Genomic DNA, 21,468 nt, shown 5'->3' on the forward strand with positions numbered 1-21,468 from the left:
ATGTTGTTGTTCATGGGTCTGTGGGGTCGGGGCTGGGGTCAGCCAATGTCGGGAATGGTGATCTCGCCGTCGAACACGCTGGTGGCCGGGCCGGTCATGAACACCGCGCTGTCGTGGCGGCGGCTGTCCTGCCATTCGATGGTGAGCACGCCGCCATGGGTGTGCACGTCCACACGCGCATCGAGCAGGCCCAGCCGGATACCCGCCACCACAGCGGCGCAGGCGCCGGTGCCGCAGGCCAGTGTCTCGCCAGCACCGCGCTCGAACACACGCAGCTTCACTTCGGACCGGCTCAGCACCTGCAGGAAGCCGGCGTTGACGCGTTGGGGAAACCGCTCGTGCCGCTCGATCATGGGGCCCCAGGCCTGCACCGGCGCGGTCTTCACGTCGTCGACCAGCAGCACGGCGTGCGGATTGCCCATGGAGAGCACGGCCACCGGCACGTCGCCCGCGTAAGGCAGGGCCAGCGGCCAGCGCTCGAAGTTGCCCATGGGTTCGGCCTGCAAGCCTTGGGCATTGAACGGCACCCGGTCCAGCGCGAAAACGGGCGGGCCCATGTCCACCGTCACACGCCCATCGGCGTGGGCATGCAATTCCAGCTCGCCGTTGGCGACCTTCACCCGCAGGGGGTTGCGTTGGCTCAGGCCTTTGTCGTGCACAAAGCGCACAAAACAGCGCGCGCCGTTGCCGCAGTGCTCCACCTCGCCGCCGTCGGCGTTGTGGATGACGTACTCAAAATCGAGCCCGGACTCCAGCGTGGAGCGCACGCTCAGGATCTGGTCGGCGCCCACGCCGAAGTGGCGATCGGCGAGGAACCGGTACTGGGCCGCCGAGAGTCCGAGCCGTCCGCGCGTCTCGTCCAGCACGACAAAGTCGTTGCCGGCGCCCTGCATCTTGGTGAATCGGATGTGCATGGGGCAATTATCGGCGCTCACTTGAACACGGACTCACAAGGACGCAGGCTTCCCGCAAAATGCGGCCATGGTCAGACCCACCCAACTCCTGCATCCCCAACGTGCGCCCGCACCATTGCGTTCGGCCGCCACCGTGCTTCTGCTGCGCGACAGCACCGACCCCGCCCGCCCCGGGATCGAAGTGCTGATGACTCGACGCTCGATGACAGCGAGCTTCGCGCCCGGGGCCTATGTGTTCCCCGGCGGCGGCATCGATGCGGCCGACGCGCAGTCCCATGACAGCGCCACGCGCCGCACCACACAGAGCGATCTGCACCTCACACAGGCCATTGCGGCGATCCGCGAGAGTTTTGAAGAACTCGGCGTTTTGCTGGCCCACCGCGCCGATGGCTCGCCGGTGGACGACAGCGACATCGCCACGCTCGACCGACAAGCTCCGTTTGCCGCGCAGTGCCGGTCACAAGGGCTCAAGCTCGACGGTGCCGGTGTGTTCGTGCTGGCGCACTGGATCACCGACCGCGACCTGCCGCGCCGTTTTGACGTGCCCTTTCTCGTGGCGCGCATGCCCGAAGGCCAGTCCCCGGTGGCCGACGAGGCCGAGCAATTCGAGCCGGTGTGGGTGCGCCCGGCCGATGCGCTGGCGCGCCACGAAGCCGGCAGCTTTTTCATCATCTTCCCGACCATCCGCACGCTGGAGCGCCTGCGTGCCCATGCAACGGTGCAGGACGTGCTGGACGCCTGCGCCGTGAACGACGAACCCCTGTGGACCAGCTGCCCGCGCGCCGGCTTCGCACGCGGTGCGGAATCGCGCCACATGGAACACGAGCCCCCCTTCGGCGAGCTCGCCCTGGTCTGCCCCGACGGTCAGATCGCACACAGCCTGGACTGGCAATACGAACGGCCGGTGCAGCTGCTGAAAAACGTGCAGCGCCTGACGGCACCCAACCCGGGCTTCATGACCGGCCCGGGCACCAACAGCTATGTGGTGGGCGATCCAGCCACCGGGCACATCGTGATCGACCCGGGTCCGGACGATGCGCCCCACATCGAGCGGCTGTGGCGCGCCGCTGGTGGCCGCATCCAGGCCATCGTCTGCACCCATTCGCACCCCGACCACTCGCCCGGCGCGCCGCGGCTGCAGGCCTTGTGCACAGAGGCTGGCCTGGACAGACCACCCATCCTTGGGCTGCCCAGCGCGCCCACATCACGGGAAAACAGCCGCTTTTCACCCGAGCGGTCACTGCTCGATGGCGAACACATCGTGCTGACGGGGCGATCGGGCGACAGGACCATCACACACACGCTGGAAGTGGTGCACACCCCCGGCCATGCGGCCAACCACTTGTGCCTGGTCTTGATCGAGGACGGCCTGCTGTTCACGGGTGATCACATCCTCAATGGCAGCACCACCGTGATCGACCCGCCCGACGGCAGCATGGGCGCCTATCTCGATTCGCTGGACAAGCTCGCAGACCGCTGCCGGCAGCACCGGGTCGAATTCATCCTGCCCGCACACGGCTACGTGTTAGGAGATTGGCGGGCCAGCGAAGACAATGTCTCTGCGCCCCTGGATGGTGGTGCCTTGCAGGCCATTGCCCACCTCAAGGCGCACCGCCTGCAGCGCGAAGCCAAGGTCGCGCGCGCCATGCAGGCGTCGCCCGAGGGCTCGGCCGACGACTGGGTCCGACTGGCCTACGATGATGTGCCCGAACGGCTGTGGCCCGTGGCCAAGCGATCCCTGCTGGCCCACGTGGAGCGGCTGCAAAGCCTGGGCGGTTTCAATCTGTGAGGGGTATTCATGAAAATCGCGGTCATGTCCGATGTCCATGGCAACTTCTCGGCGCTGCAGGCCGTGGTGACCGACATCGCCCGGCGCGGTGGCGTGAACGAGGTGATCAACCTGGGCAACATGGTCAGCGGGCCCTTGATGCCCCTGCAGACCGCTCACTTCCTGATGCGCCAGAACTGGCTGCAGATCGCTGGCAACCACGATCCCCAGGTGCTGCAGGTCTCCACCGGCGAGCGCAGCACCTCGGACGCCTTTGCCGCGGGAGAGCTGGACGATCCCTCGCGGTGGTGGCTGGCGGCATTGCAGGATTCGCTGGATGCGCGCCTGCACACCGGCGAACTGTGGAAAGAGCGGCTGGGCGCCGAGGTGGCCCTGTGCCACGGCACACCACGCAGCACCGTGGAATACCTCCTGGAGACGGCCGAAGGCGAGGGAATCCGCACCGCGCTGGCGCCCGAGATTGCGGAGCGTCTGGGCGACTGCGTGCCGCCCCACGTGCGCTTGCTGGCCTGCGGCCATTCCCACATTCCGCGGGTTGTGCGCCTCACCACCGGCTTGCTGATCGTCAACCCGGGCGCGGTTGGCATGCCGGCCTACGACGTCAGCCGCGCCCACCCGCTCTCCAGCTACCACCGGGTGGAAAACGGCAGCCCCGACGCGCACTATGCGATCGCAGAGAAGGTTGATGGCCAATGGCACGCCGCCCTGATTTCGGTGCCCTACGACGCTGAAGCTGCGGCCCATCTGGCGGCCCGGAACGGACGTCACGATTGGGCCCACGCCCTGCGCACCGGCTACATGCCCAGGCTGCTCTGAGCGGCAGCCCCGGTCAATCAGGTGCCGGTGCAGACCAGCGCACCACGTCCTCGGCCGCGACATGGCAACCGCACGACTGCGCTTCCAGCACGGCGCGACGCGGCATCACCAGCCGCCCCGGCTCGCACACCAGGGCACCAACACCGACCAGTTGCGCGGCAGCACGCGCCAGCGCATCAGCAGACACGCCCAGCAACGGCGCGAGTTCGCCAAGGTCGATCGCGACCTCATCACCGGGCAGGCGATCCATGGCGTTGAGCAGCCAGCGCGCGAGGCGCTGTTCGACATTGTGGTGCTGCTGGCAGAAGGCGGTCTGCGAGAGCTGCGAGGTGAGCGATATCAAATAGCCCACTGTCGCCTTGAGCACTTGCGAGGGGCCCGGCACTTCGGTGGAGAGCAAGCTGGCGGGCAGTCGCCAAGCGTGCCCCGGGTGGATGACCACAGCCCGGCTGGCCTCCGGCAACGTGCCCATGAACGCAGCCACCCCCACCACACCATCGTTGCCAACCAAGGCCACCGGGGCCTCGTCACCCGAAGGCGACGCTTGCATCAGCACCACGAGGGCACTGGTCGGGAAGTGGACATGGAGCGCAGATGCTTCACACGACTGCAACTCGTGCCGGGCGGGCAAGTCGACCAGTTCAAGGTGATCTGCCCAAGGCAACCGGTCGCCCTGCACGAGAGAGGCAAGCACTCGGTTGAATCGTTGATCGGCTGGCAATGTGTGCTCCCGCCCGCAGGCGAACTTGGGTGCGGGGCCGAGATGACCGGGCGCCCGACAGTGTAGGGGCAAAGACCGGCTTGATTGTTCGATAACGAACATACGTCGCCAGACTGCTGTACGAGGCTCGCCTCTTGCAGCTCGGCAGTTGCATCAAACAGTGTTGCAAACCACAACACAATGTCGGATTCCACGCACGCGCCACTTACACTTCTTCTACGCATGCTCACATCGGCACCGCCCATCCGCCCATGGAAATCCCGTTGACGCCTTGCCTTGAATCCTGAACGGGAGCCCCATTGACCCTGACGCACAATGGCCTCGTGGCCCAACTGGCCACAGATGATCAGCGCCTGCTCGAACGCCACTGCAAGCCTGTCGACCTGCACACGGGCGATATCCTGTCAGCACCTCACATACCCAATGGACACGTGCACTTTCTGACCACTGCCAGCGTGTCTCTGGTCGTGCGCCACACCGATGGCAGTGGCCTGGCCGTGGGGCTGACGGGTCAGGAAGGCGCCGTGGGACTTCAACACGCGCTCGGCCTGGGTGCCGGCAACCTGACCCTGCATGTGCAGCGCGGTGGCAGAGCCTTTCGCGCAGAGGGGGAAACCATGCAACGGTTGGTTGCGCGGCGCGCCCACCTGCTGCGCGCCTTCGCCGTCTACCTGTGGGGGGTTTCGCAGGAAGTTGCCTCCCTTGCCGCAGCCTCTCAGACGCAAGACATCAAGGCGCGTCTGGCGAACTGGATCCTGCTGAGCCACGCGCGCAACGGTCACAGCGATCTTCTCCTCACCCACGCCCACCTGGCCGACATGCTCGGTGTGCGACGCGCGGGCGTGACGCTGGCGGCGGTGGAACTCAAGGAGCTGGGACTGGTGGACTACCAGCGCGGGCACATCCACATCCTCGATCTGGACGGTCTGCGCGCCGTGGCCAGGCGACCTGCCTTGACCAATGGCCTGCCGCATGCCTGAGTGATAAGTGTGAAGCGCGCCGTTACGCCGGATTCTGTGCATCCGGAACCTTCTTGCGAAGGCCCGGATGTGACCGTCATTCATCTGGGCCGGGGGTCGCCCACCCGGCTCGGTGCTACCTACCCGCCAGCTCACCTTGCGGAACCACAAGGATCGTCAACACGGCGAACCGTGTCGCTTCAGACTGGCCTATTTGGTATTGCTGCGCGTAGAGATTGCCCGTTTCACCCGCACTGAAGCGGCTCGTCTCTGTTGCTCTGATCCTCACCTTGGGGCCCGTCGAGCGAACTCGATGAACTTGTCGGTGGAGAGGTGTTACCTCCTACGCTGTCCTGTGCAGTCCGGACGTTCCTCCAGCACCCCCTTTCGGGCGCCCTTTCGGGCCAGTGCCAGCGACGGCCTGGCGCGCTTCACCCATGCATTATCCCGTCTCGAACACGCGTTTGTCTTCCACCCCATTTCCTCGCTGAGGCAGAGCGTGCCTCGAAGGTGTCGGACAATCCGGGTTTTGCCCTGGATTGCTTGATCGCCACAAGCCACCCGCCGCCATGATCCGACTCTCCGAACTCAAGCTGCCCCTGGCCGAGGTGCCTACCGAGCACCGCCGCTCCGCCGACGCCCCCACCGAGACCGACCTCGACCGCGAGCCGCCGCCCCACCCGGTCGAAGCACTCACCCGCCTGGCCGCCGCTGCGCTCGATGTGCCTGCTTCCGACATCGCGCATCTCCACGTCTTCAAACGCAGCTTCGATGCGCGCAAGGCCGACCTGCTCGCGGTCTACATCGTCGACGTGACGCTGGCCGATGCCGACCAAGAAGCCCCCTTGCTCGCGCAACTCGTGGACAGGCCCCACATCCAGCCCACGCCCGACATGGCCTGGTACCCGCCCGGGCGTGCGCCCAGCGACTGGCCTGCACATGAAAGCGAACGCCCGGTGGTCGTGGGTCTGGGCCCCTGCGGCCTGTTCACCGCGCTCGCATTGGCGCAAATGGGGTTCAGGCCCATCGTGCTGGAGCGCGGCAAACCGGTGCGTGAGCGCACCAAGGACACCTGGGGCTTGTGGCGCAAACACGTGCTCAACCCCGAAAGCAACGTGCAATACGGCGAAGGCGGCGCCGGTCTGTTTTCAGACGGCAAGCTCTACAGCCAGATCAAGGACCCGCGCTTTTTCGGCCGCAAGGTCATGCAGGAGTTTGTGGACGCGGGCGCACCCAGCGAAATTCTGTACACCGCACACCCGCACATCGGCACCTTCAAGCTGGTGCGTGTGGTCGAAGCCATGCGCGAAAAGATCATTGCGCTGGGCGGCGAAATCCGCTTTCAGCACCAGGTGTGTGGCCTCACCCTCGCCCAAGACGGCAGCGAGCAGCGCATCGCGTCGCTGCGAGTGCGGCGCCTGGACAGCGGCGACACCGTCGACCTGCCAGTGCAGCGGGTGGTGTTTGCGCTGGGCCACAGCTCGCGCGACACCTTTGCGCAGCTGTGGGATGCGGGCGTTTTCATGGAAGCCAAACCGTTTTCGGTGGGCTTTCGCATCGAGCACCCGCAGGGCGTGATCGACCGCGCGCGCTGGGGCCGCCACAGTGGCCACCCGCTGCTGGGCGCGGCCGACTACAAGCTGGTGCACCACGCGAAAAACGGCCGCGCGGTCTACAGCTTCTGCATGTGCCCCGGCGGCATGGTGGTGGCGGCCACCTCGGAGCCCGGGCGCGTGGTCACCAACGGCATGAGCCAATACTCGCGCAACGAACGCAACGCGAACGCCGGCCTGGTGGTGGGCATCGAACCGGTCGATTTCCCGCAGACCTTTCCCCAGGATGCGCCGCTGTGGACCGCCGCCTTCGGTGAGCGGGACGGCATGCGCTACGCCGCGCAGGCCACCGCGCTCGCGGCCGAGGGCAAGACCCACCCGCTGGCCGGCATCGTGCTGCAACGCGAACTCGAAGCGCGCGCTTACCAGCTCGGTGGCGGTACCTACGAGGCTCCGGGCCAGCTGGTGGGCGACTTTGTGGCGCAGCGCCCATCCAGCGTGCTGGGCGAGGTGATGCCTTCCTACCAGCCGGGCGTGAAGCTGGGGGATCTGGCGCCCGCCCTGCCCGCCTACGCCATCGAGGCCATGCGCGAAGCGCTGCCGGTGTTCGGCCGCAAGATCCAGGGCTACGACATGGCCGACGCGGTGCTCACCGGCGTGGAAACCCGCACCTCGGCACCGCTGCGCATCACGCGCGGTGACGACTTCCAGAGCCTGAACACGCGCGGGCTGTACCCGGCGGGCGAAGGCGCGGGTTATGCCGGCGGCATTCTCTCGGCAGGGGTGGACGGCCTCAAGGTGGCCGAGGCCCTGGTGCTCGATCTGCTGAAAACGCCACAGACCTCGATCGGGAGCGTGAAATCGCCCTCGGCGTGACGAATCTTTACAAGCCGTGCATCTCGGATTGACGGCCCTGGCGCACACTTTCGCCGTTGTTATCAGGAGTTCGCCATGAAATATCCCGTTCTGATCCCCGTGATGAGCCTGCTGGCATTCGGCAGCACCGGCGTTGCGCATGCACAAGAGGAACAAGGCCGGGTGCTCAGCAGCACGCCGGTGGTGCAGCAGGTGGCCGTGCCGCGCGAGGTGTGCAGCGACGAGCGCGTGACCTACCAGGGCCAGCCATCGGGCGCGGGTGCCCTGATCGGCGGCATTGCAGGCGGTGCGGCGGGCAACGCCATCGGCAACGGCAGCGGACGAGCAGCTGCCACCGTGATCGGCCTCATCGGCGGCGCCATCATCGGCAACCGCGTTGAAGGCCCCGGTCAGCCCTACACCGAAAGCTACCGCCAGTGCGGGACGCAGACGTTTTACGAGAACCGCACCGTGGCCTACAACGTGGTCTACGAATATGCCGGGCGCCAGTACAACGTGCAGATGCCGCAGGACCCGGGCCCCTACATCCGTCTCAACGTGTCGCCTGCGGACGCCCTGCCCCCTCAGGGCTACGCCCCGCCGGTCTACAACAACGCCCCGATCTACCGTCCGCAGACCGAGTACTACCCGTCCAACACCCGCATCACCATCGGCACGCAGTACTACCCGCGCTACCAGGTGTCGCCAGGGGTGATTTTCATCAACGGCCATCGTTCGTTCCACCCGGGACACAACCGACATGACAGCCACAGGCACCGCGATGGCCACCGGGGCAATGACCGGTGGGACCGCAACCGCTGAAGCAGGCAAAAGAAAAAAGCGACCCGAGGGTCGCTTTTTTTTGTTTCCGGAGAACGTGCCCCCCACCAGAGACACCGAGGAACCGGCTTTGCCGGGCCTCAGGTGTCGCCCCCCTCCAAGGGGGGTGGCGCCGCAGGCGACGCGGGGGGGTCGGTCAGTTCTTTTGCAATGCAGCGATCCGCTCTTCGATCGGCGGGTGCGTCGAGAACAGCTTGCCCAAGCCACCGGTGATGCCCAGAGCCTGCATGGTCTTGGGGAGTTCGCCGGGGGTGAGGCCACCCAGTCGCGCGAGGGCGTTGATCATGGGCTGCTTGCGGCCCATGAGACCGGCGGCACCCGCATCGGCGCGGAACTCGCGCTGGCGGCTGAACCAGGCCACGATGATGGCGGCCAGGAAACCCAGCACGATGTCCATCACGATGGTGGTGACCATGTAGCCGATGCCGGGGCCTGACGAGTTGCTGTCGCCCTTGCGCAGGAAGCTGTCCACCGCATAGCCGATGACGCGGCTGAGGAACACCACGAAGGTGTTCATCACGCCCTGGATCAGCGTCATGGTGACCATGTCGCCGTTGGCCACGTGCGCCACCTCGTGACCAATGACAGCCTCGACTTCCTCTTTGGTCATGTTCTGCAGCAGGCCGGTGGACACCGCCACCAGCGCCGAGTTCTTGAACGCACCGGTGGCAAACGCATTGGGCGCGCCCTCGAAGATGGCGACTTCGGGCATGCCGATACCGGCCTTGTCGGCGAACCGGCGAACGGTTTCCACAATCCAGGCTTCGTCGGCCGTCTGCGGCTGGTTGATCACCCGCGCCTTGGTGCTGAACTTGGCCATGGGCTTGCTGATCAGCAGCGAGATGATGGCACCGCCAAAGCCGATGATGAGCGAGAACCCGGCCAGCGCCGTGAGGTCCAGGCCGTTGGCCGTGAGGAAGCGGTCCACACCCAGGATACGGGTGGTGATCAACAACACCGCCATCACGGCAAAGTTGGTCAGGACGAACAGCAGGATGCGTTTCATGGGGACTCCGAGGAAGGTCAAAGACAACGGGATGATAAGTGGGGCAGGTTGCACGGTTTTTCAAGCCGCGCTGCCTTCAGGCACCCCCCAGCTTCAGACTTGCGGCAGCAAAAATCGGCGTTCCCAGGCGCTGATCTCGTTCAGAAAGCTGTCGTGCTCCACCGCCTTGACCGCCAGGTAGGCACGCACGAAACGCTCACCCAACAAGCGGGATGCATGGGAACTCGCCGCCATTTGTTCGTGGGCGGTTGAAAAAGTTCGCGGCAGGCCACGCGGCAGGTCGTAGCCATTGCCGGTCACCGGCTCGCGCGGCGCCCGGCAATCCTGCAGCCCGGCCAGACCGGCGGCCAGTGTGGCGGCCATGGCCAAGTAGGGATTGGCGTCGGCGCCGGCCAGCCGGTTCTCGACCCGGCGCGCCACCGGGGCGCTCACCGGGACGCGCAAGCCCGCGGTGCGGTTGTCGTGGCCCCACTCCACGTTCGTGGGGGCCTGGCTGCCCGCCACGTAGCGGCGGTACGAGTTGACGGTGGGCGCGTAGATGAGCGTGAGGTCGGGCGTGTAGGCCTGCAAGCCGCCGATGTAGTGCAGAAAGGCGTCGCTGGCCGAGCCGTCGGCCTGGCTGAAGATGTTGTGGCCTTCGGCGTCCAGCACGCTCTGGTGCAGGTGCATGGAACTGCCGGCCTCACCCGCGAGGGGCTTGGCCATGAACACCGCATTCAGCCCGTGTTGCAGGGCGATCTCGCGCGCTGCCGTCTTGAAAAGAAAGGCCTGGTCGGCCACCGCCACCGGGTCGCCGTGCAGCAGGTTGATCTCGTATTGGCAGGGGCCCACCTCGTGCAGCCAGGTGTCGGCCCGGATGCCCAGGGCGTCGATGGCGACGTGGAAGGCGTCCCAGAACGGCGCCAGTTCGTTGAGCGCGTTCAGGCTGAACGCCGACTGCCCCACCTCGGGGCGGCCCCCGCGCCCCAGAGGTGCCGTGAGCGGCTGGGCCGGGTCGGTCATGGCGGCGGTCAGGTAGAACTCGATCTCGGGCGCGACCACAGGCGTGAGCCCCATGGCCTGGTAGCGGGCAACCACATTCTTGAGCACCGAGCGCGGAGCGAACTCGCACAGGCTGCCGTCGAGCTCCACGCAGTCGTGCACCGCCAGGTAGCGGGGCACGCTGGCCCACGGCGCCAGCTTGAGCGTGGCCAGATCGGGCACCAGGCGCACGTCGGGGTCGCTGTCGGGAAAGATCGGGTCGTAGGAGTACTCACCCGTCACGCACTGCATGGGAATGGCCTGGCAGATGCGCAACTCACCACCGGCGGCGAAGCTGGCCGCGGGCATGAGCTTGCCGCGCGGGTAGCCGGTGACGTCGGCAAACAGGCACTCGACATCACGCACACCGCTGGCCCGGAAATGGGCGGCGAGTTCGGCACGGTCGGCGTCTTGCGCCAGATTCAGGTGGGCCCAGGAGGGCGGGATCGGCAAGGTCATGGGTGGTCCAATGAAATGCTGGTTCGCCGGGGACGGAACACCCCAGCGTCGGCATAGTAAGCAGGATCGTCGTTCGCCGGCCACCAGCCCGGCACACCCAGCACCGGCAAGGGCGTGAATGGTTTGGTGGCCAGCAGCGGCGCGCTCAGGCCCTGGGCCAGCCAGGCGTCCCAGGCTGCAAGGTCGTCACCCAGGTCCATGGGAACCGGCTCGCGCAACACGTGGGCTGTGATCGACTTGTAGGGCGTGACCAGTTTTTCGAGAAGCGCGTGGCCAAACAGCACCAGCCGCGCATGCATCCAGAGCGGGCGCAGCGTGACGAACAACCGCTGCCAATCGCGCTCGATCAAGGCGTCCCACAGTGGCTCGGGGGCCTGCAGCAACGCTGCGTTTTCGTCGAACAAGGTCAACGCGTCGCGCACCGGCCCACGCACCTCGCGCACGCCGGCCGCAGCGATCTCGGCCGCTTGCAACCCGTTCAGCCGCTGTTTGGTCTTCGGAAAGCGCAACCAGCACAAGCCGTTGAAAAAGTCGTGCAGGTTGTCACGCGTGGGCACGCAACCGGTGTCGAAGATGAACTGTTCGTAGGCGGTGCCGGGGGGAAGGTCGGCCTGGGGCACGAAGCGGACCGGGCAAGCCGGCAACGCACCCAGCGCTTGGGGCAAGGCGTGGCCTGCGATCAGGTGGCCCTGAACCGACCTGCCGTCGGCGGCAACCGGTGCGAACCACGGTTTGGACCAGTCCGGCGACACGCCGTCCAACATCAAGCCTGCAGGCGCCAGGGCAATACTTCCCCGCCGCGCAGCGGCTTGAGATCGGCCTCGCCGAAGCGGAAGCTCTCGGGGGTGGTCCAGCTTTCGCGTTTCAGGGTGACGCTGCCGCTGTTGCGCGGCAGGCCGTAGAAGGCCGGACCATTGAAGCTGGCAAAGGCCTCCAGTTTGTCGAGCGCACCCACCGAGTCGAACGCTTCGGCGTACATCTCGATCGCGGCGTGCGCGGTGTAGCAGCCCGCGCAACCGGTGGCGTGTTCCTTCAGGTGCGCCGGGTGCGGCGCACTGTCGGTGCCGAGGAAGAAGCGGTCGTTGCCGCTGGTGGCGGCGGCCAGCAGGGCCTGGCGGTGGGTTTCGCGTTTGAGCACCGGCAGGCAGTAGTAGTGCGGGCGGATGCCGCCGGTGAAGATGGCGTTGCGGTTGTAGAGCAGGTGGTGCGCGGTGAGCGTGGCAGCCGTGAACGGCCCGGCCTCGGCCACGTACTGCGCGGCCTCTTTCGTGGTGATGTGCTCGAACACCACCTTGAGTTCGGGGAAGTCGCGGCGCAGCGGGATCATCTGCTGGTCGATGAACACGGCTTCGCGGTCGAACAGGTCGATGTCGGGCGAGGTCACTTCACCGTGCACCAGCAACAGCAACCCGGCTCGCTGCATGGCTTCCAGCGTCTTGTACGTCTTGCGGATGTCGGTGACGCCAGCGTCGCTGTTGGTGGTGGCGCCGGCCGGGTACAGCTTGAGGGCCACCACACCGGCATCCTTCGCGCGCGCGATCTCGTCGGCCGGCAGGTTGTCGGTCAGATACAGCGTCATCAAGGGCTCGAAGCTCGTGCCCTCGGGCACGGCGGCACGGATGCGGTCGCGGTAGGCCACAGCCTGCGCCGCGGTGGTCACGGGCGGCTTGAGGTTGGGCATGATGATCGCGCGGCCGAACTGGGCGGCGGTGTGCGGGACCACGGTGCGCAGGGCGTCGCCGTCCCGCACGTGCAGGTGCCAGTCGTCCGGACGGGTGATTGTGAGGGTGTTGGTGGGGGTGACAGTCGCAGCGTTCATCCCCCCATTGTCGCAAACCGCCCAACCTACATGGTCACCTTGTCCGAGGGGAACTTCCAGAAGTCGCGCAAGAGGTAACTGACAGGAAGGTTCAGCGTTGTGCCCCTGGGCGCAATGGGTTTCTCGAACCACGTGGCATAGATGGCATGGATCTCGCGGCTGTAGATGAGCCGGCGCATCTCGTCATCAATGATCTTCTTGAAAGCAGGGTCGTCCTTGGGCAGCATGATGGCCAAGGCCTCGGTGGTGAAGAAGCGTCCTACCACCTTCAAGGACTTGGGGTCGGGGCGCGCCGCCGCCAAACCAAAGAGCAAGACGTCGTCCATGGCGAAGGCATCCGCCTCGCCGTTTTCAACCATGCTCACGGCCTGCTGGTGGTCATCCACTTCGAGGATCCGGAGTTTGTGCAAACGCTCCAGATTGAGACGCCGCAACGCCGCCAGCGGTGTGGTGTTGCGGGTGGACACCACGGTTTTGAGGGCGGGATGGTCCAGCCGATCCACCGGGCTGGTGGACTTGACCAACAGCCGCGCACCGGTGATGAAGTGAGGGATGGTGAACTCCACCTTTTCGCGGCGCGCCGCGTTGTTGGTGGTGGAGCCACACTCCATGTGGGCCTTGCCCTGCGCCACCATGTCGATGCGGTTGGACGGCGTGACCTGCACGAAGTCGACCGTCAGCTGAGACAACCCGAGCTTCTGCTGCACCGCGACAGCGAGCCTTCGGCAAATGTCCAGCGCATAGCCCATGGGCTTCTTTTGTTCGTCCACGTAGGAAAACGGCACTGCCGACTCTCGGTGTGCCAGCACCAGCTTTCCATTCGCGCGAATCTGGTCCAGTGCAGGAGCGGTCTGGGCATGGGCCGCGCCAGCCAGGCAAACGACCGAAACAACGCAACAGCGAAAAAACCGAGACGCCTGAGCCATGGAAACTCTCCTGTTGTGCAACGCCCGCCGAGACAAGCTAGCTTGCGATCTCTGCCAGATGGCAGCTGAATGAAGCTTAGGCACCCACCACCGGGATGTCTCTAACCCCCCGACAGTATTTGGAGAAGGAATCAGTGCACCAGGATCTCGCCGCCCACGTCCATGAAGATCACAGCGGTTGCTGACCTTGCGCCCGAAGCCCATCTCGTGCGTCACGCACATCATGGTCATTCCCTCGTTGGCCAGACCGCCCTTCACGTCGAGCGCCGAGGTGGGCTCATCGAACAGCGTCACGATCGGGTCCATGGACAAGGCGCGCGCGATCGCCACCCGCTGTTGCTGACCTCCCGAGAGCTGGCCCGGGAATTTGTCCTTGTGCAGCGACAGGCCCACGCGGTCGAGCATGTTCAGCCCTCGCGTTTTGGCTTCATCGGGGTTGCGACCCAGCACCTTGATCTGCGCGATCGTGAGGTTCTCGGTCACCGACAAATGAGGAAACAGCTCGAAGTGCTGGAACACCATGCCCACGCGGCTGCGCAGCTTGGGCAGGTCGGTCTTGGGGTCGTGCACCGACACGCCATCGACCGTGATCTCGCCCTTCTGGAAGGGTTCGAGCGCGTTGATGGTCTAGATGAGGGTCGACTTGCCCGAGCCCGAGGGACCACAGACCACGACCACTTCACCCTTCTGGATGTTGGTGGAACAATCGGTCAGCACCTGGGCGCTGCTGTACCAATTGCAGACGTTCTTGAGTTCAATCATGGCAATTCCTGAGTAACGGATGCATCAACGGATGATGGCGATCTTCTTGTGCAGTTGTTTGACGGACCACGACAGCGCGCAGCACATGACGAAATCGACGACGGCAGCGGCGAGGCAGGCTTCGATCGGGCGACCGAAGTACGCCGCCTCGAAGGCAATGAAGGTGATCACCGCCGACATCTCGGCCCCGATGGGCTTGCCGATCAACAGCGGCACCAGCAGGAAGAACCACAGGATCACCATCACCAAGGCAATGCTGCGCATGCCGTTGACGTAGATGGTGGCCACGATGTAGAGGCCGGTCAAGGCCACGCACACCTCGTCGCCGCGTGAGGTCTCTTCCTGGGCCTGCATGGCAAACATGGTGAGTTCGGAGACCGACACCGCGAATTGACGCCTGTGGCCGAGCCCCTCCCATTGGAGTCAAGGGCCTGCAACTCCGGGAATCAGGCCCCTGCGAGCCGGTGGTGAAGGTCGCTCCAGAACTTCTCCACCGGGCCCTTGGCCTTGCGCGCAGCGGGGCGCTCCCGGTAGATGCGGATGTCCAGCGACGTCTCCAGTCCGCCGCCAGCCGACACCAGCTTGCGCGCGGCCAAATCGTTGCGCACTGCGCTCGCAGGCAGGAAGGCAATGCCGTGACCCTCCAGCGCCATGGCCTTGAGGCCTTCGGCCATGTCGGTCTCGTAAATGCGGTCGAGGTGGACCGGGGCCGCGTGTTGTTTGAGCATCTGGTCCACTGCGCGGCCCAGATAAGCACCGGGCGCATAGGCCAGGTAGGGCTGCGGCTGTCCAGCCAGACCGGGCAGCGCGTAGGTGGGCGCGCCGGTGGCATTGGGCTTCACATACGGCGCCAGCAATTCGCGGCCCAGCGGCATCATTTCGTAGCGGTTGGCATCGAGCTGGATCGGCTGCGACTCGTGGTGGTAGGCGATCAGCAAGTCGCAGCTGCCTTCGACCAGCCTCAACACCGCGTCGTGCACATTCAGTGCAATCAGGCGGCTCTTGATCGGGCCGCAGGTCTCGCGCAGGCCCGAGAGCCACGAGGGGAAAAACGTGAAGGCCAGGGTGTGCGGCACGGCAAACTCGATCACATCCTGAGCAGCGGCCGTGTGAGCCCTGAGCATGGCACGGGTGCTCTGCAGGGCCTGCAGCATCTCAAGCGACTGGTCGTACAGGGTCTGGCCTGCCGGCGTCAGGCGTGTGGGATAAGAAGACCGGTCCACCAGATCGGTGCCCGCCCAGGCTTCCAGCGACTGGATGCGCCGCGAAAAAGCCGGCTGCGTCACATGGCGCAACTGAGCCGAGCGGCTGAAGCTGCGGGTTTCAGCCAGGCTGACAAAATCTTCGAGCCACTTGGTTTCCATGGGGCGCGATTATGGCGCTGCCCTAACCTTCCAGCACCAACCGTACGGAGGCAACGTATAGCTGCTCCATTGCATCCAGCGGCTGTACCGCTGCCGCGCGGTCTTGCAGGTGGCGCGCTTCGTCCATGCGCTTGTGGCCTTCCAGCATGATCAGCCCGTTGGCGTACTCGGAGAGCGTGACGGCCGAGTCGGGGTTCAGCGCCAGGGCCTTCTGGTACAGCGCCAGACCGGCGTCCTTGCTGGCGCCATGTGTCATGCCGCCGACCAGCGCACCCACTTTGTCGATCACTTCAGCGTGGTAACCGGCCAGGGCCAGATGGGCGTCTGCATGGCGCGGCGCCAGCGCGATGGTGGTTTCCAGCGCCTGACGGATCTTCACCCCCAGGCCTTGCGTGAGTGCCTTGGCCACGCTGATGCACTGGCTGTAGCGCGCCAGCGCATAAGCCTGCCAGTACCAGCCACCCGCGTTGTTCGGCTCCCGCTTCTGCAGCGCTTCGGCCCGGCTGGCGGCGTCCAGCAGCAGTTGCTGGCGGGCATGTTCGCGCGGTTCGAGGTAGTTGGCATAAATGCAGGTGGCCTTGTTGGCCACGTTCAGGCCCGCGTCACCCAAGGCCAGGCCCTCCATGGCGGCGCGCTGGAATTCGCCGTTGTGAAAGAGCACCCAGGCCGCCAGCACGTCGGCCCGCTCGGGCCAGGGTTCGGCATCGCCCGTGTGCAGGCGGCTCCACTGGCCTTGCAAGAGGGTGCTGTCATACCGGGGGACCACGGTCCAGGGAAAAGGGGTCCAGTTGTCCATCGTTGTCTCCTCGGGGGTCAGGCAGCGGGGCTGTAGGCCGCCGTGAGATGGATCAGGTGTTGGCGCTGCGAGCTCTCCAGATAGGGCGCCAACAGGTTGAGCACATGGTAGGCGCCGCGCATGAGGGCTTGTTGTGCGTTGTCGGGCTCCAGCGCGTGGCGCGGATCGCGCACGTACTCGAAGCTCAGCCAGTAGGTGAGCACCACCACCATGCTGTCGGCGGTGGGCTCCATCTCGCGCGCGTCCATCGTCACCGCGCTGTGGCGGCTGAGGGCCGCCAGCAGGTTGCGGATGGCGCGCGTCTTGTCTTTCAACACGGTCTGGAAGTGCGTTTCAAGCATGCGGTTCTTCGACAGCAGATCGTTGAGGTCGCGGTACAGAAAGCGGTATTCCCAGATGATCTCGAACAGTGAGTGCAGGAAGAACCAGGCGTCCTCCACATTGCGCACGCCCTCGCTGGCTCCCAGCAGCTCACCCAGCGCTTTTTCGTAGCGCTCGAACAGCGAATTGATCAGCTCGTCCTTGGCCGGGTAGTGGTAATAGAGGTTGCCCGGGCTGATACCCAGCTCGGCCGAAATCAGCGTGGTGGACACGTTGGGCTCGCCGAAACGGTTGAAGAGTTCGAGCGTGACCTCCAGGATGCGCTCGGCGGTGCGGCGCGGGGCTTTTTTGGCCATGGCGCGTTCAGCGGCCCAGGGCCGGCTGGCCGAGCTGGCGCTGCAGATCGTCCAGGGTGGCGTGCAGTTGTCGACCCAGTGTGGTTTGCGCCGGTACCGAGGGTTCGTTCACCAGGCACAGGTCGGGGTTGTGCAGCGACGCCTGGTTCAGCGTCACGCCGTGGCGCGCCAGCTTGGGTGCGAGTTCGCTCTGCCGTTCGAGCAGCATCTTTCGGGTCTGCTGGTAGGCGTGTTCAGCCAGTTCGCGGCGCTGGCGGTAGCTGAAGGTGTTGGCGGTGAACAGCTTGGCGTCGCGCTGGTCGGGCTCGATCAGCACGATGTCGCTGCCCGGGTAGAGGCGTTCGTAGTTTTTCATGCCCAACTCCAGCCGTGAATGGATCATGGAGCGGAAGGTCTGGCTCATCACCGCCGGAAAACCACCCTCGACCAGCGAAGGAATGTGATCGGTCTGCTCGCCCACGGCGTGCGCGCGAAACGGCACCAAGGGGTTCAGGCACAGCAGCAGGCCCACGCCCTCGTCGAGCGCCACAGTCGCATGAAGCGTCTTCTTCAGCGCTCCGTCCACATAGTGCTGGCCATCAATTTCCACAGGAGGAAACAGGCCGGGCAAGGCGGCGCTGGCCTGGATGGCCCGCGAGATTGGAACGTGGTCCCAACCGGCCTTGCCGAAGGGTGCGGCCTCGCCCGTGTCAAGCTGGGTGGCGACCAGCGTGAGGCGGGCGCGCAGCCGACGGAAATCGTTGGTGCGCCCAGGTTGGCTGAACAGTCGCTCGATCTGGTGGTGGATGCCCTCGTTGTCCAGCACACCCGTGGGCAGCGCAGCCCCGAGACGTTCGAACGCATTGGTGAAGGCCTTGCCCTGCACGCCCCAGGCCCACAGCGCGCTGCCCAGCAGGCCGGGCAGGCGCTGCAACCGATCACCGAACTCGGCCCAGGCGGGCTTGAGCAACCAGGCGGGATCAAAGTTGTCGTTGTCGTTCCCGTCTTCGATGAAGGCTTCGCACAGCGCACGCGGGCTGATGCCGTTGGCCAGACCGGCGGCTATGAAACCGCCGGCGGACACACCAACGTAGTGATCACAGCGGTTGAGGTCAAGACCGTCCAGGCTGTCGGCCAGTGCGCAGAGGGCGCCGATCTCGTAGATGGCACCGAGCGGTCCGCCACCGGCCAGGGCCAGTGCAATGCGGGGACCGCCAGCTTTGCCCAAACGGCTTTTCGCTGGCCTTGAAGAAGGCAAGGAAGATGGCATGGGGTGGGCTGCGCGCGGAGTCGTCATGCGTTTGAGTGTAGACCGCGGGTGTGGCTCGACATGCTGCGTTGCAGCATCGAGCACGGGCGCAAAAAAGGGGCGCGAACGCCCCTGTTTGAAGTGCTGCCGTCAGGCCTCACGACACTTACGCCGTGGCGGCCTTGCGGGTGGTCTTGCGGGCAGCGGGCTTGGCCGCGACCTTCCTGGCCACGGGCTTGGCAGCCGCCTTCCTGGCGGGCGCGGCCTTGCGGGCAGCGGTCTTGGCGGGTGCCTTGCCGCTGAGTTGCTGCACGTGCTGGTTGAGCGCGTCAATGCGTTTGATCAGCGCATCCACATCGCGGGCCGAAGGCACGCCCAGCTTGTTCAGCGCCTTGGCCACACGCTCTTCAAAGATCGACTCCAGCTTGTCCCACTGGCCCGAGGCCTTGGAGGAAATGTCGGTGGCCATGCTGCTGACCTTGTTGGTGGCTTCCGAAATGCGCTCTTCGGCCACGGCCTGGGTCTTGCGCTGGATCGACAGACCTTCCTTCACCAGGGACTCGAAAGCCTTGCCGCCTTCTTCCTGCGCCTTGGCAAATGCACCCAGGCCGGCCAGCCAGATCTGCTGTGCCGAATCCTTGATGGCGCCGGACAGCGGGGAGTTCATCGCCTGCGCAGATGCCTTGTTGCCGCTGCCGGTTTTCTGGATTTTCTTGACCATGGTGTGCTCCTGTTGATTGAAATGCATGGACAGGCCTCAAGCCCGAGTGCAGCCACTGTACGGGCAGCCCGTATGCCATGTGTAGGGGCGCAAGACTAATGCGGGCGCGGCGTACGCGGGTTTTTGCGGAATGGGACGTGCCCGTTCGTGGACAAGAATGCAGGTCGATCCCCATCGCTTCCACCCATCTGTTTCAGGAGACCTTCATGCATTACTTCGTCACCGGTGCCACCGGATTCATCGGCAAGCGCCTGGTGGCCAAGCTGCTGCAGCGCAAGGGCTCGGTGGTGCACTTCCTGATCCGCAAGGAAAGCGAAGGCAAGGTGGCGGCGCTGCGTGAGGCCTGGGGCGTGAGCGCGGCGCGCGCCGTGCCGGTGTTTGGCGACCTCACCAGCAAGAAGCTGGGTGTGTCGGCCGACGAGACCAAAGCTCTCAAGGGACAGATCGATCACTTCTACCACCTGGCTGCGGTGTACGACCTGGAGGCCGATGCCGAGAGCCAGATCGCGGTGAACGTGGACGGCACGCGCAACACGGTGGAGTTCGCCAAGGCCATCGGCGCTGGCCACTTCCACCATGTGTCGTCCATCGCTGCGGCCGGCCTCTACGAGGGCGTGTTTCGCGAAGACATGTTCGACGAGGCGGAGGGTCTGGACCACCCTTACTTCATGACCAAGCACGAGAGCGAAAAGATCGTGCGCCAGGAGTGCAAGGTGCCGTGGAGCGTGTACCGCCCCGCCGCCGTGGTGGGCGACAGCCAGACCGGCGAGATGGACAAGATCGACGGGCCGTACTACTTCTTCAAACTCATTCAACGCCTGCGCCAGATCCTGCCGCCATGGATGCCCAGCGTCGGCCTGGAGGGTGGCCGCATCAACATCGTGCCGGTCGACTTTGTGGTGGACGCGCTCGACCACATCAGCCACCTCAAACGCAGCAGCGGCGCCTGTTTCCACCTGGTGGACCCGATGGGCTACCGCGTGGGCGACGTGCTCGACATCCTGAGCAAGGCCGCACACGCGCCGAAGATGAACCTGTTCATCAACGCCGCGCTGATGGGCTTCATTCCCAAGAGCGTGAAGAAGGGCCTGATGGCGCTTGCGCCTGTTCGCCGTGTCTACAAGGCCATCATGCAGGACCTCGGATTGCCCGAGGAGATGATGACCTTCGTCAACTACCCCACGCGCTTTGATTGCCGCGAGACACTCGCCGCGCTCAAGGGCAGCGGCATTGCGTGTCCCAACTTCAAGGACTACGCCTGGCGCCTGTGGGACTATTGGGAGCGCCACCTCGACCCCGACCTGCACATCGACCGCAGCCTCAAGGGCACGGTCGCAGGCAAGGTGGTGCTGGTCACCGGCGGCAGCTCGGGCATTGGTCTGGCGGCCGCGCACAAGTTCGCCGAGGCCGGCGCCACCACGATCATTTGCGGACGCGACCAGGACAAGCTCGACGAAGCCTGCAAGGAGGCCAAAGACAAGGGCTACGAGTTCATCGCCTACCCGGCCGATATCGCCGACATGGCGGACGCCGACCGCTTTGTGCAACTGCTGGTGGCCAACCACGGTGGCGTGGACTTCCTCATCAACAACGCAGGCCGATCAATTCGCCGCGCGATTGAAGGCAGCTACGACCGCTTTCACGATTTCGAGCGCACCATGCAGCTCAACTACTTCGGCTGCCTGCGCGTGACCATGGGCCTGCTGCCCGGCATGGTGGCCAAACGCAAGGGCCATGTGGTCAACATCAGCTCCATCGGCGTGCTGACCAACGCACCCCGCTTTTCAGCCTATGTAGCCAGCAAGGCCGCGCTGGACGCGTGGACGCGATGCGCTTCGAGTGAATTTGCCGACCAGGGCATCAGCTTCACCACCATCAACATGCCGCTGGTGCGCACGCCCATGATCGCGCCGACCCAGATCTACAAGAACGTGCCGACGCTCGCGCCCGAAGAAGCGGCCGACATGATCGCGCAGGCCTGCATCTTCAAGCCGGTGCGCATTGCGACGCGTCTGGGCATCACCGGGCAGATGATGCACGCCATGGTGCCGCGGGTGGCGCAGATCGTGATGAACACGAGCTTCCGCATGTTCCCGGATTCGTCGGCTGCGAAGGGGGACAAGGGGGCGAAGTCGCAGTTGTCGGCTGAGGCGGTGGCGATGCAGCAGATGATGCGGGGGATTCACTTCTGATTTTTGGTTTTTGGTTTTTGGTTTTTGAAGTGAGTTTTTTTCTTTCGTGGC

General features: G+C 65.2%; 18 protein-coding genes, 1 other RNA gene and 2 pseudogenes. 6 read left to right on the plus strand and 15 right to left on the minus strand.

Going from position 1 to position 21,468, the window contains the following annotated elements; genetic code table 11:
- Positions 1-38: 38 nt before the first annotated feature.
- Positions 39-914, minus strand: coding sequence for a diaminopimelate epimerase (gene dapF / locus Q0C59_RS09690; RefSeq protein WP_291214537.1), 876 nt, complete (start codon positions 912-914; stop codon positions 39-41).
- Between the two features lie 67 nt (positions 915-981).
- Here dapF and Q0C59_RS09695 point away from each other — a divergent pair, with 67 nt between their 5' ends.
- Together Q0C59_RS09695 and Q0C59_RS09700 are read left to right on the plus strand one after the other, a co-directional pair.
- Positions 982-2,703, plus strand: a complete 1,722-nt coding sequence (locus Q0C59_RS09695) for an MBL fold metallo-hydrolase (protein ID WP_291214540.1) — start codon at positions 982-984, stop codon at positions 2,701-2,703.
- Positions 2,704-2,712: 9 nt separating this feature from the next.
- Entirely contained in the window at positions 2,713-3,519 is an 807-nt protein-coding gene (locus Q0C59_RS09700; RefSeq protein ID WP_291214543.1) for a metallophosphoesterase, read from the plus strand.
- Positions 3,520-3,532: 13 nt separating this feature from the next.
- Here Q0C59_RS09700 and Q0C59_RS09705 read toward each other — a convergent pair whose 3' ends face one another.
- On the minus strand, positions 3,533-4,342 hold the full coding sequence (locus Q0C59_RS09705; RefSeq protein ID WP_291214546.1) for a Crp/Fnr family transcriptional regulator: 810 nt from the start codon (positions 4,340-4,342) through the stop codon (positions 3,533-3,535).
- Positions 4,343-4,671: 329 nt separating this feature from the next.
- On the opposite strand from Q0C59_RS09705, the gene Q0C59_RS09710 reads away from it, so the two are divergent.
- Entirely contained in the window at positions 4,672-5,220 is a 549-nt protein-coding gene (locus Q0C59_RS09710; protein WP_291214548.1) for a Crp/Fnr family transcriptional regulator, read from the plus strand.
- Positions 5,221-5,227: 7 nt separating this feature from the next.
- On the opposite strand, the gene rnpB is transcribed toward Q0C59_RS09710, so the two are convergent.
- An RNA gene (gene rnpB, locus Q0C59_RS09715) (RNase P RNA component class A) lies at positions 5,228-5,632 on the minus strand.
- A 136-nt stretch (positions 5,633-5,768) separates the two neighbouring features.
- On the opposite strand from rnpB, the gene Q0C59_RS09720 reads away from it, so the two are divergent.
- On the plus strand, positions 5,769-7,628 hold the full coding sequence (locus Q0C59_RS09720; RefSeq protein ID WP_291214550.1) for an NAD(P)/FAD-dependent oxidoreductase: 1,860 nt from the start codon (positions 5,769-5,771) through the stop codon (positions 7,626-7,628).
- 75 nt (positions 7,629-7,703) lie between these two features.
- A complete protein-coding gene (locus tag Q0C59_RS09725; RefSeq protein WP_366518842.1) occupies positions 7,704-8,429 on the plus strand; it encodes a glycine zipper 2TM domain-containing protein in 726 nt (241 codons plus the stop codon).
- 154 nt (positions 8,430-8,583) lie between these two features.
- On the opposite strand, the gene htpX is transcribed toward Q0C59_RS09725, so the two are convergent.
- From htpX to Q0C59_RS09785, 12 genes and pseudogenes are all read right to left on the minus strand, one after another.
- Entirely contained in the window at positions 8,584-9,453 is an 870-nt protein-coding gene (gene htpX, locus Q0C59_RS09730; RefSeq protein ID WP_291214553.1) for a protease HtpX, read from the minus strand.
- Between the two features lie 93 nt (positions 9,454-9,546).
- A complete protein-coding gene (locus tag Q0C59_RS09735; RefSeq protein WP_291214556.1) occupies positions 9,547-10,932 on the minus strand; it encodes a glutamine synthetase family protein in 1,386 nt (461 codons plus the stop codon).
- Positions 10,929-11,696, minus strand: coding sequence for a DUF3025 domain-containing protein (locus Q0C59_RS09740; RefSeq protein WP_291214559.1), 768 nt, complete (start codon positions 11,694-11,696; stop codon positions 10,929-10,931). The genes Q0C59_RS09735 and Q0C59_RS09740 overlap by 4 nt, the downstream gene beginning before the upstream one ends.
- Positions 11,696-12,751, minus strand: coding sequence for a dihydroorotase (pyrC, locus tag Q0C59_RS09745; protein WP_291214562.1), 1,056 nt, complete (start codon positions 12,749-12,751; stop codon positions 11,696-11,698). Before pyrC ends, Q0C59_RS09740 begins: the two co-directional genes overlap by 1 nt.
- Before the next feature lie 26 nt (positions 12,752-12,777).
- Positions 12,778-13,677 carry an amino acid ABC transporter substrate-binding protein gene (locus Q0C59_RS09750; protein ID WP_291214564.1) on the minus strand — a complete coding sequence of 300 codons (900 nt, stop codon included), beginning with the start codon at positions 13,675-13,677 and terminating at the stop codon, positions 12,778-12,780.
- 140 nt (positions 13,678-13,817) lie between these two features.
- Positions 13,818-14,439: pseudogene (locus tag Q0C59_RS09755) on the minus strand (amino acid ABC transporter ATP-binding protein); the annotation flags it as partial.
- A 24-nt stretch (positions 14,440-14,463) separates the two neighbouring features.
- Positions 14,464-14,736: pseudogene (locus Q0C59_RS09760) on the minus strand (hypothetical protein); the annotation flags it as partial.
- Positions 14,737-14,885: 149 nt separating this feature from the next.
- A complete protein-coding gene (locus Q0C59_RS09765) occupies positions 14,886-15,803 on the minus strand; it encodes a LysR substrate-binding domain-containing protein (RefSeq protein WP_291214568.1) in 918 nt (305 codons plus the stop codon).
- Positions 15,804-15,825: 22 nt separating this feature from the next.
- On the minus strand, positions 15,826-16,599 hold the full coding sequence (locus Q0C59_RS09770) for a hypothetical protein (RefSeq protein WP_291214569.1): 774 nt from the start codon (positions 16,597-16,599) through the stop codon (positions 15,826-15,828).
- Positions 16,600-16,616: 17 nt separating this feature from the next.
- Complete coding sequence (locus Q0C59_RS09775) at positions 16,617-17,276, minus strand: TetR/AcrR family transcriptional regulator (RefSeq protein ID WP_291214571.1); 660 nt, start codon at positions 17,274-17,276, stop codon at positions 16,617-16,619.
- Positions 17,277-17,283: 7 nt separating this feature from the next.
- On the minus strand, positions 17,284-18,552 hold the full coding sequence (locus tag Q0C59_RS09780; protein ID WP_291214574.1) for a patatin-like phospholipase family protein: 1,269 nt from the start codon (positions 18,550-18,552) through the stop codon (positions 17,284-17,286).
- A gap of 118 nt (positions 18,553-18,670) precedes the next feature.
- Positions 18,671-19,225, minus strand: a complete 555-nt coding sequence (locus tag Q0C59_RS09785; protein ID WP_291214577.1) for a phasin family protein — start codon at positions 19,223-19,225, stop codon at positions 18,671-18,673.
- Between the two features lie 206 nt (positions 19,226-19,431).
- Here Q0C59_RS09785 and Q0C59_RS09790 point away from each other — a divergent pair, with 206 nt between their 5' ends.
- Positions 19,432-21,417 (plus strand): SDR family oxidoreductase, encoded by a 1,986-nt coding sequence (locus Q0C59_RS09790; RefSeq protein ID WP_291214580.1) that lies wholly within the window; start codon positions 19,432-19,434, stop codon positions 21,415-21,417.
- The last annotated feature ends 51 nt before the right edge of the window (positions 21,418-21,468 follow it).

This window comes from Hydrogenophaga sp. (assembly GCF_022844385.1).
Classification (GTDB): Bacteria; Pseudomonadota; Gammaproteobacteria; order Burkholderiales; family Burkholderiaceae_C; genus Hydrogenophaga.